Here is a 14320-nt window from a genome sequence, read left to right as displayed (position 1 = left end):
CTTTCAAAAACCTAATTAATAATAAAAATCCCATCAATTCAAACTGCGAATTGATGGGATTTTTTTCATTTTCAAAATGATATTATCCCTTTGAAACTAATACTATGCAGCTTGTTTTTCTTTTTCTTCTTTACGTTTTAACCAAATACCTTTAAAGATAATTATGAAGGAAACGTTTAAAACTAAGCCAATAGCTACACATAGATAGAACCAATACCATGGTGATTCAAGACCTAGTAATGGATCAAAGATACCAATACCAGGAGCAGTACGTTCCACGTTTAAAAGAATTGTTATAGCACCAGTTATACCACCAGCTAATGTATTTGCTGTGATCATTGGAAGCGGGGCAGCTAGAGCATACGGAATTGCTGGTTCGGTGGCAACAGTACTACCAACAATAAAGGCACTCCAACTAGCAGCACGTTCTTGTTTAGTAAATAGATTTGGTTTGATCCAAGTGGCAATGGCAGCAGCCATAGGTGGTAGCAAAGTTACAACACCAACAATACCGTACCAGTTGAAAACATGTGAACTTAGAAGTGAAAAACTAAAGAACCAAGCAGTTTTGTTGATAGGACCGCCCATATCGAAAGCCAACATGGCACCTACGATAAATCCACCGACAATCTTCATTGAAGTAGGAATATTTTGAAGGAATGATAGTAGAACAGACATCAACCAAGCCATTGCTGGACCTAATAGGTAGTAGGTTAATAGTCCGAATATTAATAGCGTAACGAATGGAATAATCATAAATGGTAAGATGGATTGGAAATTCTTACCCAATTTAATTTTCTTAAAGTATTTAACAAAATAACCAATAGATAAACCGATAACGATAGCACCTAAGAAACCAGCACCTGATTTTGTACCAAGCAAATCGGAATCATTTGCTAAGAAAGTTACAAGGAAAGCCGGAGCAAATGCTGGCTTATCTGAAATAGCGTAAGCAATATAAGCACCCATGATTGGAATCATGAATTGGAAACCTAAATTACCAATGCTAGTGATGACCCAAGCAATTGATGGAGATGTACCCTTTGCTAGTGGTGTATTTGGCATTCCGAATTGAACCATCAAACTACCAATAGCGATAAGAAGACCACCACCGATAACAAATGGCAATGCTGCAGATACACCGGCCATAAGATAACTCATAATACCTTCGGTAACTACTTCTTGATCTGCTCCTAATTTAACTTTGGAAGATGTCATTACATGAGAATTACCTTCCAAATCATCAAATAGTGTATCGATATGTTTTAGAGCTTCAGAAACGGGAAGTTCTACTACTTTCTTTTGATCGAATCTAGCTTTATCTGAATCAGTAAGTCCTTTTCCAATTGCTAAAATTACATAATCGGCTTCAGCAATTTGTTTAGATGTTAGTTCATTTTCAACACCACTTGCACCTTGGGTTTCAACGTGTACTTCATATCCAAGTGACTTAGCTTTTTCTTCAATTGCTTCTGCAACCATGTATGTGTGAGCAATACCGGCTGGACAATTAGTTACGGCAACAATTTTGGTCATAATTTAATCCCCCTTACAATTTTAATTTTCTAGGACATTGTTAATAGCTGCGAAAACTTCTTCTTTAGTACCGTTCTTTAAAATTGATACGAAATCTTTATGTACTAGTTGACGACTTAGCTTTGCTAATAATTTTAGATGTGTATCGCCTTGGTCGTTAGGGACTAATAAACTAATGAAGGTATTAACAGGTTTCCCATCTAATGAATCCCATTCGATATCTGAACTACTTCTACCAAATAGAATAGCGGTAGCCTTTACGTTATTCGTACGTGCATGAGGAATTGCAACACCATTACCAAATCCAGTTGTGGATTCTTTTTCTCTTTCTAAGTAATCTTGAACTAGAGTATCTTCATCTGAAACGATATCTTGACTCTTTGCAAGAGAAGCAAGTGAAGAAAGTATTTCCTTTTGTGTATTACCATTTAAGTTCATATTTATGTGATCGATGTTAAACATAGTCATTTTTTGACTCCTCTCATCTTTTATTTCAAATAGAGTATATGTGAAAACGATTACAGTATTAATGATCAATTTGTCACATAAGAGTGACAAAAGCCCACATTCCTAATTTTAAGAATGTGGGCTTTTTTAAAATGTGATTAGAAAAATATGTTAATTAAAAGGATCCTGCATTTGAGTAACGTAAATAGTCATACGTTCTGAGTAACTGGATTTATTGAATAAACGGTGAATTTCTCCATTCAAAAGGCTTAAATTATCCGTTATGACGCCGTCAGAACCTATGAAAATCATATGATCCATTGATTCCTCATCGTTTGCTGTCCAAGCGTAGACCTTTTTGTTTTGCAAATGAGCGCCTTCAATGAATCTGGAATTTAAAGTCGTATATTCCATAGTGAAAGCATTAGCTTTTGTGATTGGAATTCCGGCTAGATTGAATGACAAGATGTAACTGGCCTTAACTTTAGGCATGTATTCTTTACTTTGTTCAATATATTTGTAACTAAGTGAGTGAACCATGTCTTTGTCTTGATACAAGCGTGCGCCATATTTTTGAAAAAAACGTTTAACGAAATCTTTACTGTTACCAGAAACTGACTTGAATTCGACTAGTAATTTTTGATTCAACTTTTCTGAAGTAGCAAGGTAATCATCAAAACTGGCAATATAAGCTGTTTTACCATTCTCATGAATCTTAGTTGATGTTAATTCGTCCAAGGTCATCTGACTAGGTTTCTTATTAATTCCAGCTAGATTACTCAAGGTATTATCGTGGTAAACGACGAATTGGTGATCTTTAGTTTCTTGAACATCCATTTCAATGTAATCAGGCTTCTCTTTCGAGGTAGCTTGCATGGCAGAAACAGTGTTTTGAATGCCGTTACCATCATCAACACCACGGTGTGAAATTGTAACAGGTGGTTCCAATAACCAATCGTTAAAGTAAGTAACATTGTAGGTCACAAAACTGGTAACAACGACCACAGCCGTGATACCCCAGAACCATTTATGACCACGATGTTCCCTTTTTGGATAAAAGTAATGAGTATGCGTGTGACTCAACATAATTAAAACGGCGACACCAGAAGCATAAATACTGATAACGATGTTAATGAATTGAATTAACGTCATGTTGATGACAGCCATAGTGAAATCAAGTTTTCCAAGGAAAGCTGCCTGGTCAATTAACCATTGGAACATAATTACGATACCAATCAAAACGGTTGCCATAATTGATACGACAGCGATTAAGATAAGAAAAATTCCTAAGTAGTGTAAGGCTTTTCCACGTGTCATTTCCCAACTGCGGTTAAGAGCCAACTTAATAGGTTTATTTTCAAAAATCATAAGTGGTAAGACGAAGAGCCAGCGAAGGCCGATATAAAGAACTACCAGATAGAGAACTCCCAATAGAATAGCTAAAGGAAGATGTTCTTGTAGTAGCCAATCCAAAATGAATTGTGGGATTTTTACCTTGTTCAGTAAGGTAGAAGAAATACCTAAACTTCCAAAAGGTGTGATGATTAAAAAGTAAAGTAAGAAGAAACCGAAGGCTTTAAAAGGCAAACCTAAAACATTTTTAGAAACACGTTTCAAGTAGTCCCACCAGCTCAAACTGGCCTTAGACTTGATAGCTTGAAAACTGATTAAGAGCAAAGTAAATTGCGTGAAGACTAACAATAGTATTAGTAGAAGAATAACGATTAAGCCAATGACAACCAGTGGTTTCTTGGTAATAAGGTAAGGTACATTGGTGTAAGAAAGGTATTTAACATTTCCTAAAAAAGTTATCCCGTTAGCTAAGTAGTTGAGAATTGGCACTAAAACGTAGGTAATCATCAATTGAATCAAGATGATGATTTGACTGTACTTCCAGAAATAACGCCAAAAGTTGCTATTTTGTTTCCGAAATTCGGAAAATATCCCCATATTATTTTTCCCCCAAAGATTTGTTGTATACCTCGTTATTATATAATTATTAATATTAATTGAAAGAAGGAATTGTGATATGCAAATGGGATTATACGATCAACCGTTTGAAGCTATCAAATCAGGTGAAAAAACGATTGAGGTTAGATTAAATGATGAGAAACGTTCACAATTGCGAGTTAATGATTTCATAGAATTCACAAATCTGACAACAGGTGAAACTTTAAAGGTTAAGGTATTAGGTTTGGAGAAGTTTTCAACTTTTAAAGATCTCTTTGCTAAGTATTCTGGGCCAATCATTGGTGCACCTAAGAATGAATCAATTGAAGAGTTGGATCAAGAAAATCAGGAAATATATTCACGCGAGCGAGAACAAAAGTACGGTGCATTAGCTATTAAAATCGAAAAAATCACGAATCCATAGGAAAATGAATTCGTGATTTTTTATTTGTCTAGCATAAAGGAAACTGGGTTAGTCTGATTTTGATCATAAAAAATGAATTTGTCAGGACGATGATGAGAAATGGTGTATTCAAACATAGTTCCGTCATTTGTAAATGAATAGTTTGTTACAATCGGAACGGCGTTATAACCATTCAAATCTAAATATTTTTTATCCTGATCAGTTGCTATACCAAAGGTTAAGATACGCTTGGTGGTAGCAATTGGTTCGTTTAGAACATCGTTCAGATATTTATAAATCGAATCTTGAGCGATACCGATGGTCAAATCTTTAACGACTTTGCGCATGAAGTAGTTTTCTTCAATGATGTAATTGTCATCACCGATAGAACGAAGTCTTTTAATATAATAAACTGGCGTACCAACAGGAAAGGTACTTTCCAGAGCTAGTTTCTTGTTGATTTCAATTTCATCGAATAACAAAACACTAGTTTTAAATTTAATTTTGTTACGGTCAGCCATTTGACTAAATGAATGACTGCCTTTTTTGATTAAAGTATTTTCTAAATTGGCGTTATAAAGAACTATAACGCCTTTGCCACGGATACTTTGGACATAACCATCGGCACCTAGTTTCTTAATTGCCCGACGAAGGGTATTGCGGGAACAGTCATATTCTAGAATCAAATTGGTTTCTGAAGGTATTTTTTCTTGGTACTTGTATTCTTCATTCTTAATTCGCTTTTTTAAATCTTCGTAAATCACATCGTATTTATTATTTGCGATAATATCACCCCTCCAGAAATCATCTATATCTATAATTATTACTGTTTTGATTTAATTTTACAAATGCAATTCGTTAGCAAAATAGAGAAAAGCACTGGCCGTCCACGAAAATGATTTATCACGTAAACCAACGCCAGTTTTGGCATTGAAATTTTCAGCGAAACCATAGGTTTTTACAGTTTTACAGAAACTATGGGCAATTTGCTGAGCTAATTTCACCTCACCAGCATCTTTTAGTGCTTCATACATGATTACAGATGAAGGTCCCCAAATGGGACCACGCCAATAAGCATCGTCTTGATAAAGCGGGCTATCAAGAGCTTCAGTTGCGATACCAAATTTGGTAATGAAGTGTTGTTTGATGTTTTTGGTAATAGCTTCAATTTCTTGTTGATTCAAATCTTTACTAGCAACTAATGAAATAAGGGGCAAGAGTCCCTGAGACTCTATTTTTTTGCCAGTGAACATTTCTCTAGCGGAGGGAAGATTATTTTCATCAAAGAAATAACTTTTAAACTTGGCAACTAGAATGGTTTTTTTCTTAGCCCAATATTCCATCTGTTCTGGTAGGTTGAGTTGTTTGGATAGTTTAATTAAATAATCCATAGCAAAAATCAAATAGGCCGAAAGATCAGGTGAGTCGACGACGGTATTCTGAGCAAAGACGGTACTGTTATCTTGACCGCTATCGTTACCATGATCGTATTCGCAAATACCGTCTTCATTGGAGTCTTTATAATTCAAATAGAAATCAACTTGTTTGCTGATCCAGTAGTGAATTTCAAATAATTGTGTGTCTGTGAATGTCATTTTCTGTGCCATTTTGGCAAAAATATAAGCATGAATTGGCGGTTTGGAAAAGTTCCATCTGATAGTCGAGTCGCTAACTGATCCTGGTAATTGCCCAGCTTTATCTTGGTGGTGGAAAACTACTTTCATCTGATCCCAAGCTAATTGATTATCTACTCCCGCCAAAGCTAAAGCCATGAAACAATGATCCCAACTCCAAACGCCGGGGAACTTGTTATTAGACGCATAGATAGAAGCAAATTCTAGATTACCTTCAGGAAAAACAGTAGCGGACCAGAGGGTATAAATTGCATCTAGTTGAATATTTTTATAACTTGGTTGAACAAGTTGAAATTGCTGAGCAAAACGATCGAAGTTTTGTTTAGCAATTTTTTCGATTAAAGAGAAGTCTAGTTTCTCATTGTCGGGCTTTTGCATATTAGTTGGTATGTCTTGAACAACAGCAATAGTAGACGAATTGTCTCCCTTGGGGAATATATCAATAAACGAACTATTATTAGCTGTCTTATTGCTTCCAGTGGTATCCACGGTTAGTGATTGGGATAGATGGGAAGAACAGTTAGTAGTGTAAACCAAATATTTGGTGAGATTCTTGTAGCTGTTGACTATGTAATAGGGAGCTTCCTTTTTACCTAAATGAAAATTGTATTCAAAATTGAATTTAGGGTGTGATGTAAAGCGGACTCCTAAGCCATCAGTACTATAAAAGACAATTTTTTGAGCAGTATTAAAACATATTCTGACTTTACCAAAATCGGAAACTAGCTCTAATAAAGTGTAGTTTTCTACTACCTTGAAAGGAACGGGACTACCATTGTGGGTAACTAGGATCTCAATACTATCCATATTTCCTTTAGATTTACCATGCAGAGATTGAATCCATAATTTACCATCATGCTTAAAGATGGACATGTATGAACCGTAATAGCTAAAAGGTACCGAATTAATATTCATCATATTTCTCACCAACTAATTTAAACATATTTTTATATTTATACCTAAATAAAGGCATTTATTGGAACACATATAGTATAACTTGATAAACTAGTTTAAACAAGATATACTAGCTTTGTTCTTTGGAAGTATATAAATAATTTTAGGGGAGATGATCTTATGGCTGATATGAAAGGTGATGTTACCAAAATCATCGATTTGATCGGTGGTAAAGATAATATCGAATCAGCAACTCACTGTATTACCAGATTAAGACTCATTCTTAAAGATCAATCAAAAGTTAAAGATAAAGAATTAGAGAATGTTGATATTGTTCAAGGAACTTTTTTGGCAGGTGGACAATATCAGATCGTTATTGGACCAAGCGTTCCTAAAGTTTACGATGAATTTATTAAACAAACAGGCGCTCAAGAAGCATCTGTCGAGTCGATTAAACAGGAAGGCCGTAATAAACAAGGTGCGTTACAACGATTAGTAAGATTACTAGGTGATATCTTCATTCCTATCATTCCAGCTATCGTTGCCGCAGGTCTATTGATGGGTATCAATAATGTTTTGAGTAATAAAGGAATCTTTTATCCCAATGCATCATTCATTCAAATGCATACAGAATGGAAAGGTGTTAATGATATTATTCAATTGATTGCACAAACTTCATTTTCATTCTTGCCTGCATTGATTGGATGGTCAGCTGTCAAAAAATTTGGTGGGAATCCATTATTGGGTATTGTTTTAGGACTAATTTTGGTCAATCCTGCTTTAACAAGTGCTTACGATTATGCTTCACATCCAGCCGCAACTCCAACTTGGAATTTGTTTGGTTGGCACGTTTCCCAAGTCGGTTATCAAGGACAAGTTATTCCAGTGTTGGTGGCCGCGTGGGTATTGGTCAAACTGGAAAAATACTTTGAGAAACATCTTCCCGATACACTGCAATTAATTTTAGTAGCTCCCTTAACACTTTTAATTACTGGATTTGCTTCATTCTTAGTTATTGGACCTGTTACTATGACTGGTGCTAACTGGATTACTAAAGGTGTTGTTTCAATCTTTAATGCAGTTCCTGTTCTTGGTGGTGCGTTGTATGGATTTATCTGTGCACCATTGGTTATTACTGGGATGCACCATTTATTCTTGGGTGTTAATTTGCAAATGGCCGGAACTCTTGGCTATGTAACACTTTGGCCAGTCGGAGAACCAGTTACAATGGCTCAAGGTGCTGCCTGTCTGGCAATGGCTTATATCTTTAGAAAAGATGCCAAGAAGAAGAATGTTGCCTGGTCTAGTGGTTTATCTTCATTCTTAGGTATTACAGAACCAGCTATTTATGGTGTTAATTTAAAAAATAGATATCCCTTCGTTGCTGTTATGTTAGCCGGTGCCTTTGGTGGTGCTTGGATGGGATTTTGGCAAGTACGTTCATCAAGTGTTGGTGTCGGTGGTGTATTGAGCTTTTTGAGTGTCTTTCCTAAACAATGGGGGTTCTACCTTGCCGGTGAAGTCATGACATTTGTTTTAACTATTGTTTTAACATTTGTTCTTTCTAGAACTAAATTGAATGCGGATAGAAATATTGGTAACAATGAAGTGGCACATGATTTAACAGCTTTTGCTACTGGTAAAACTGAAGCCATTGAAAATGTTCCTGATGAAATGTTCTCTAAGAAACAATTGGGTGATGGTATCGCCATTAATCCTACAAGTGATAAATTAGTTGCTCCAGCTAATGGTCAAGTTACAGTTGTTATGCAAGGAAGTAACCATGCCGTTGGTTTAACTTTAAATGATGGAACTGAAGTTTTACTTCATATCGGAGTTGATACTGTTGATATGAAGGGTGATGGCTTCAAACCATTAGTTGAAGTTAACGATCATGTTAAAGCAGGACAGACTTTGATCAAATTTGATAGTAAAAAGATCAAGGCTGCCGGGCACAGCAATATTGTAATTATGGCGATTACTAAACAAGGTGACGATATTAAATCAATTACTTATATGAGACCAAATCAAGAAGTAGTAGCTGGTAAGAGTGTTGTGGGTGACATTGATTATCTAGCTGATGTAGCGAAAACTGTTACTGCTTAAAAAAAATAAGTCCAAACTCGAGTGTGAGTTTGGACTTATTTTTATCTATTTTGCATTATCAAGAAAATCAATGAAGAGTTTCTCATAAATATCAATAAAATTGAGATACATCTGTTTATCGACATGCTCGTTGATTTGATGAGGCGTATCGTTACCTGGTCCAGCAATCAAAAATGGTAAATCATTAGGTTTCTTTTGAACTAGATTGGAAGCATCGGTGACAGCTGAAATTGGTGTAACATGAACTTCTTCATCGGTGTATTGTTCCATTAGTTTTTTCATAGGAGCAACAAGTGCATTTTTAGGGTCCATCAAAACAGGTGATTCGTTCATGTAGGCGTCAAAACTAATTTGAGCACCTTGATCGTTATATTTCTTGATCAAATCATTTAAAACTTCGATAACTTTTTGATTATCATATTCGGGAATTGTTCGAGCATTAATTTCAGCCTCAGCATGATCAGGGATGGAATTAACTTGTGTACCACCATTGATCAAAGTTGTATTGAAAATTAATGGACCAATTGAATCATGTTTGATATTTTCATCACGGAATGTATTATTGGCATCAATTAAAAGATTCATCAAAGGATCAATTGCATTGAAGCCCTTTTCGGGCATGGAGCTGTGACTAGCTTTACCTTTGGAAATGAATTTGATATCCATTGAACCTTTTTCGGCGTAACCAATATTATAACCAGAAGGTTCACCAATAACTAGACCGTCGACATCATCCATTGAACCATCTTCCAAGAAGTAGCTTGATCCTTCCTCGCCAACTTCTTCACCCATAGTAGCCATCAAACGAATAGTACCTTGCTTAGGGAGACCTTGATGATGTAATTCAATCATGGTAATAACTAGAGCTGCCAAACCAGACTTCATATCGGTAGCACCACGACCATAAAGTTGACCATCTTTTTCGGTTAATTGATAAGGATTACTGTCCCAGTCGTCAAGATTACCAGCGGCAACAACATCCATATGTCCTGAGATGCCTAAAACAGGCTTACCATGACCGATTTCAGCAACTAAGTTAGCACGGTTGCCACGAATAATTTTGATTTCTGATTCGATATCGTATTTAGCCAATAAGTCCTTAAGATAAGAAGCAACTTTTAATTCATTGTCGTTATCCGATTTAATTGCGACCAAATCTTTTAAAACATCTAAACTTTGTTCCTCAGTAAAGAATTTCATGCCATTTCCCTCCAAATTATAATTTGCTCAATAATATCGATATATTTTTCAATATCTTAATCATTTATTGTAACTATAAATTCATAGTAACAGATAATTGTGTCAAAAGTTTGAAGGAAGCCTTTGATAGTGGGATTCTAAAACTAAATAATTAATTTTAAATTAGATTATTTAATTTATATTGTTGAGGAGACGGATTCTAAGTTTAAATTACGAGAAATTAATGATATTGGGTCCGAAAAGATTCGAATAGGACGCTTTTCTCTCTAATTTTTTCAGAAGAGATATCTGGTAAGATGCTAGTTGAAAGAGGTGTAGTCGATGATTCAGCCCAAGATTGTAGAAGATTATTTAGAAAAAGGATCTTTCTTCGATATTTATGAAGAGGAAGATTTTTATTTGACCAATCGATTGTTAAAAGGTGAGTTCTTAGAAGATCAAGAAATCAGACATCCAATGATTGAAAAAACTGTTTTTGACCATATGACTTTTAGCAATTGCCAGTTTGAAAAAATTGAATTAACCGATGTGATTTTTAAGGGATGTGACTTATCCAATTGCACACTAGATGAGGCTAGTTTGTATCGAGTCGAGTTTAGTAATTGTAAGTTAATTGGAACTAATCTCAATCTGTCGTATTTGAACAATGTCGAATTCAATAATTGTTTAATGGATATGTCAGTTCTTAATCGAATGAATCTGAAAAGTACCAGCTTCATTGATACTAGTTTAAAAGATGTTAGTTTCAATGAGAATAAATTGAAGAAGATTGTTTTTGATAATTGTGAGCTGAATAAAATGAATCTTTTAGGGACCGAACTTAAAGGAATTGATTTTAGCAGTTGTCGTTTTGAATCAATCGATATTGATGAATTTTCGGCCAAAGGACTCAAGGTTAATAGTGATCAAGCTAGTTTCTTTGCCCGCTACTTTTTAGGATTAGTGATCAAATATTGAAAAAAATTTATTAACCACTATGAGGCTAATAAAAGTAACCACTACAACGCTATATATCTAATATAGGAATATTTTATTGAACAAATACAAACGTTTGAGCTAACAATCATTTTGATTAACGTAACGACGATTTGTGAATGGATTAAAATGACGATTTTTTTAAAATAGAAATAAGACTACCAGATGTTGTAATGATATGCTATATATCACAACATCTAGTATTTGGTAGTCTTATTTTTTTTATTATAATTTTGTAGAATGATATCAGTATTTAATAACTAGGGGGAAGAATATGACTACCGAATTAAAAAAATTAGTTTCCATACCTGTAGAAAAAAGAAGTGGAGCAGTAACTAGTTTTTATCCCTATAAAATAGAATTTGTGTTGGATCAACTCCGACTAAATTCTCAACAAAAAGAGATAGTAGTTTCTGAATTAGTCTCTCACTTTGCTGGTTCAGAACGTCTGACGACTACTAAAATCCATGGGCTTATTTTTGATGTTTTGAATGATAATGAGATGGAAGAGCAAGCCGAAGAGTACGAACGTTATTTTCAAGCAGATCAAGATAAGTTTTCACGTGCAACTAATGTTCAATTAAATATTGAACGTTTATTTAACCGTAATGAGGATGTTGTGCATGAAAATGCTAATAAGGATAGTAATATTTTCAATACACAACGTGATTTGGAGGCCGGTGTTGCCAGTCGTGCTATGGGATTAAAAATGTTACCAGAATTGGTCGCTAAAGCACATTTACGTGGCGATATTCATTGGCATGATTTGGATTACTCACCGGTCACTCCTGAGACTAACTGCTGTTTGATAGATTTTGATGAAATGTTGAGTAATGGTTTTAAAATTGGAAATGCTTGGGTATCATCACCACGTTCTATTCAGACGGCGACGGCCCAGATGTCTCAAATTATTGCGAATGTAGCCTCACTACAATATGGGGGATGTTCGGCTAATCGAATTGACCAATTGTTGGCGCCATATGCGGAAATAAATTATCAAAAACATCTTAAAGATGCGCGTAAATGGATTGCTGAAGATAAGCAAGTTGAATTTGCCCAAGAAAAGACACGTAAGGATATCTATGATGCCATGCAAGCCTTGGAATACGAAATCAATACTCTTTACTCATCTCAAGGACAAACTCCTTTTACAACGATTAATTTCGGTTTAGGAACGAGTTGGATCGAACGTGCTATTCAAAAATCAATTTTGGAGATTAGAATTAAAGGTTTGGGTAAGGAACACCGAACAGCCATTTTTCCTAAGTTAACTTTTACGATTAAACGTGGTTTGAATTTGAATCCTGGTGATCCTAATTACGATATCAAGACCTTAGCATTAGAATGCTCAACTAAGCGTATGTATCCGGACTTGTTGATGTATGACAAGATCAAAGAGATCACTGGCAGTTTTAAAACTCCAATGGGTTGCCGTTCGTTTCTACAAGGCTGGAAGGATGAAAATGGCAAAGAGGTTAATTCAGGTAGAATGAATCTCGGCGTTGTAACGGTTAATTTACCTAGAATTGCTTTGGAATCTCATGGCGATTCTGATTTGTTCTGGGAAATCTTTGAAGAGAAGATGCAGATTTGTCATACTGCTTTGGCCTATAGAATTGAACGTACTAAACAGGCTAAACCAGAGAATGCACCGTTATTGTATATGTACGGAGCTTTCGGTAAACGATTAAAGAAGACTGACAGTATTGATGAACTGTTTAAGAACGAACGTGCAACGGTATCTTTAGGCTATATCGGTTTGTATGAAGTATGTACGGCCTTTTTCGGTGATAAATGGGAAAGCAATCCAGCAGCACATGACTTTGCGGAAAAAATTGTTAAAGCGTTACACGATAAATGCGCTCAGTGGGCTAAAGAGAGTGGCTACCATTACAGCCTTTACTCCACGCCGGCAGAATCTTTGACTGATACATTTTGCCGTGATGATTTGGAGAAATTTGGTTCCATTCCTAATATTACAGAGAAAGAATACTATACTAACAGTTTTCACTATGACGTGCGTAAGCATCCTAATCCATTTGAGAAATTAACTTTTGAAGAAGTCTTTCCTAAATATGCTTCAGGTGGATTCATTCATTACTGTGAATATCCTAACTTGCGCCAAAATCCTAAAGCACTCGAAGCAGTCTGGGATTGGGCTTATGATCATGTTGGTTATTTGGGAACCAATACTTCAATTGATCAGTGTTTTAAATGTGGATTTAAAGGCGAATTCAATGCGACCGCCCGTGGCTTTGTTTGTCCAGAGTGTGGTAATCACGATCCTCAATTTTGTGATGTTGTTAAGAGAACTTGCGGTTATCTAGGAAATCCTCAACAACGTCCAATGATTCACGGACGTCACATTGAAATAGCTTCACGTAGAAAGAATATGACTTCGGAGATGATAAAACATGCAGCAAAATATGAGAGAGCCAAACAATCCGACTCCCAAAGAATGGTTAAGCAAGGACCACAGTCTTAAGAGAATTGCTGACTACAAACCATTTAATTTTGTTGACGGTGAAGGTGTTAGATGTAGTTTATACGTATCAGGATGCATGTTCAGATGCCCTGGTTGTTATAATGTAGCCGCACAAGATTTCCGATATGGAAAACCGTACACAAAAGAATTGGAAGATAAGATCATCGCTGATCTTGGACAAAGTTATGTACAAGGACTGACCCTATTAGGTGGAGAACCATTCTTGAATACAGAAGTTTGCCTGTCATTGTGCAAACGAATCCGAAAAGAGTACGGACATACCAAAGATATTTGGTCCTGGACCGGCTATTCTTGGGATGAAATGATGAAAGAATCAGATGATAAGTTGGAACTATTGTCGTTACTTGATATTTTAGTTGATGGTAGATTCTTGTTAAGGAAGAAAGATTTAACCTTACAATTCCGAGGATCATCTAATCAGAGAATTATAGATGTACCCAAATCATTAGCCAGTGGAGAAGTAGTCATTTGGGATAAGTTAGTGAAATAAAGAACGGAGCAAGAGTTGTCCTTGTGAGGTTCGTTTTCACTATAAGATATAAAACCACGATTATTTAACAATAAGGAAACACAGCAATCTAACAAGGTTGTTGTGTTTTTTAAATCTTCTAGTTGACAAATGTAAACTTAGAGAATAACATAGTATTTGTAGTTTACAAGTGTAAACAT

Annotated in this window: 11 protein-coding genes; 5 read left to right on the top strand and 6 right to left on the bottom strand. The window is 35.5% G+C overall.

The window, feature by feature from the left end:
- Window positions 1-102: 102 nt before the first annotated feature.
- The 3 genes from LKACC16343_RS07285 to LKACC16343_RS07275 form a co-directional block, all read right to left on the bottom strand.
- Complete coding sequence (locus LKACC16343_RS07285; RefSeq protein WP_056954902.1) at window positions 103-1536, bottom strand: PTS fructose-like transporter subunit IIBC; 1434 nt, start codon at window positions 1534-1536, stop codon at window positions 103-105.
- A gap of 21 nt (window positions 1537-1557) precedes the next feature.
- Window positions 1558-2004 carry a PTS fructose transporter subunit IIA gene (locus LKACC16343_RS07280; RefSeq protein WP_056954901.1) on the bottom strand — a complete coding sequence of 149 codons (447 nt, stop codon included), beginning with the start codon at window positions 2002-2004 and terminating at the stop codon, window positions 1558-1560.
- Window positions 2005-2154: 150 nt separating this feature from the next.
- Window positions 2155-3933, bottom strand: coding sequence for a glycerophosphoryl diester phosphodiesterase membrane domain-containing protein (locus LKACC16343_RS07275; protein ID WP_056954899.1), 1779 nt, complete (start codon window positions 3931-3933; stop codon window positions 2155-2157).
- A gap of 79 nt (window positions 3934-4012) precedes the next feature.
- Here LKACC16343_RS07275 and LKACC16343_RS07270 point away from each other — a divergent pair, with 79 nt between their 5' ends.
- Complete coding sequence (locus tag LKACC16343_RS07270; RefSeq protein ID WP_056954898.1) at window positions 4013-4357, top strand: ASCH domain-containing protein; 345 nt, start codon at window positions 4013-4015, stop codon at window positions 4355-4357.
- 20 nt (window positions 4358-4377) lie between these two features.
- On the opposite strand, the gene LKACC16343_RS07265 is transcribed toward LKACC16343_RS07270, so the two are convergent.
- On the bottom strand, window positions 4378-5100 hold the full coding sequence (locus tag LKACC16343_RS07265) for a GntR family transcriptional regulator (RefSeq protein ID WP_199250836.1): 723 nt from the start codon (window positions 5098-5100) through the stop codon (window positions 4378-4380).
- Window positions 5101-5178: 78 nt separating this feature from the next.
- Complete coding sequence (locus LKACC16343_RS07260; RefSeq protein ID WP_143444191.1) at window positions 5179-6888, bottom strand: amylo-alpha-1,6-glucosidase; 1710 nt, start codon at window positions 6886-6888, stop codon at window positions 5179-5181.
- A gap of 156 nt (window positions 6889-7044) precedes the next feature.
- On the opposite strand from LKACC16343_RS07260, the gene LKACC16343_RS07255 reads away from it, so the two are divergent.
- A complete protein-coding gene (locus LKACC16343_RS07255; protein WP_082604610.1) occupies window positions 7045-8970 on the top strand; it encodes a PTS sugar transporter subunit IIABC family protein in 1926 nt (641 codons plus the stop codon).
- 45 nt (window positions 8971-9015) lie between these two features.
- On the opposite strand, the gene LKACC16343_RS07250 is transcribed toward LKACC16343_RS07255, so the two are convergent.
- Window positions 9016-10170, bottom strand: coding sequence for an ArgE/DapE family deacylase (locus tag LKACC16343_RS07250; RefSeq protein WP_056954892.1), 1155 nt, complete (start codon window positions 10168-10170; stop codon window positions 9016-9018).
- Between the two features lie 321 nt (window positions 10171-10491).
- Between LKACC16343_RS07250 and LKACC16343_RS07245 the strand changes: the two genes are divergently transcribed.
- From LKACC16343_RS07245 to nrdG, 3 genes are all read left to right on the top strand, one after another.
- Window positions 10492-11127 carry a pentapeptide repeat-containing protein gene (locus tag LKACC16343_RS07245; RefSeq protein WP_056954890.1) on the top strand — a complete coding sequence of 212 codons (636 nt, stop codon included), beginning with the start codon at window positions 10492-10494 and terminating at the stop codon, window positions 11125-11127.
- Between the two features lie 292 nt (window positions 11128-11419).
- On the top strand, window positions 11420-13630 hold the full coding sequence (gene nrdD / locus LKACC16343_RS07240; RefSeq protein ID WP_056954888.1) for an anaerobic ribonucleoside-triphosphate reductase: 2211 nt from the start codon (window positions 11420-11422) through the stop codon (window positions 13628-13630).
- The gene (nrdG, locus tag LKACC16343_RS07235) at window positions 13560-14141 is read left to right on the top strand and encodes an anaerobic ribonucleoside-triphosphate reductase activating protein (RefSeq protein WP_056954886.1); all 582 of its coding nucleotides are present in this window, start codon (window positions 13560-13562) and stop codon (window positions 14139-14141) included. Before nrdD ends, nrdG begins: the two co-directional genes overlap by 71 nt.
- Window positions 14142-14320: the final 179 nt, after the last annotated feature.

The sequence above is a fragment of the Companilactobacillus bobalius genome, assembly GCF_002179915.1.
Lineage (GTDB): Bacteria > Bacillota > Bacilli > Lactobacillales > Lactobacillaceae > Companilactobacillus > Companilactobacillus bobalius.
The sequence above is the reverse complement of the archived record's forward strand: the minus strand, read 5'-3'. Positions and strand labels throughout refer to the sequence as shown.

Excerpts from the sequence above, each read along its gene's own strand:
- LKACC16343_RS07270 (WP_056954898.1), top strand. The coding sequence starts at position 4,013 with ATGCAAATGGGATTATACGATCAACCGTTTGAAGCTATCAAATCAGGT.
- nrdG (WP_056954886.1), top strand. The coding sequence starts at position 13,560 with ATGCAGCAAAATATGAGAGAGCCAAACAATCCGACTCCCAAAGAATGG.
- nrdD (WP_056954888.1), top strand. The coding sequence starts at position 11,420 with ATGACTACCGAATTAAAAAAATTAGTTTCCATACCTGTAGAAAAAAGA.
- LKACC16343_RS07275 (WP_056954899.1), bottom strand. The coding sequence starts at position 3,933 with ATGGGGATATTTTCCGAATTTCGGAAACAAAATAGCAACTTTTGGCGT.
- LKACC16343_RS07260 (WP_143444191.1), bottom strand. The coding sequence starts at position 6,888 with ATGATGAATATTAATTCGGTACCTTTTAGCTATTACGGTTCATACATG.
- LKACC16343_RS07255 (WP_082604610.1), top strand. The coding sequence starts at position 7,045 with ATGGCTGATATGAAAGGTGATGTTACCAAAATCATCGATTTGATCGGT.
- LKACC16343_RS07245 (WP_056954890.1), top strand. The coding sequence starts at position 10,492 with ATGATTCAGCCCAAGATTGTAGAAGATTATTTAGAAAAAGGATCTTTC.
- LKACC16343_RS07280 (WP_056954901.1), bottom strand. The coding sequence starts at position 2,004 with ATGACTATGTTTAACATCGATCACATAAATATGAACTTAAATGGTAAT.
- LKACC16343_RS07285 (WP_056954902.1), bottom strand. The coding sequence starts at position 1,536 with ATGACCAAAATTGTTGCCGTAACTAATTGTCCAGCCGGTATTGCTCAC.
- LKACC16343_RS07250 (WP_056954892.1), bottom strand. The coding sequence starts at position 10,170 with ATGAAATTCTTTACTGAGGAACAAAGTTTAGATGTTTTAAAAGATTTG.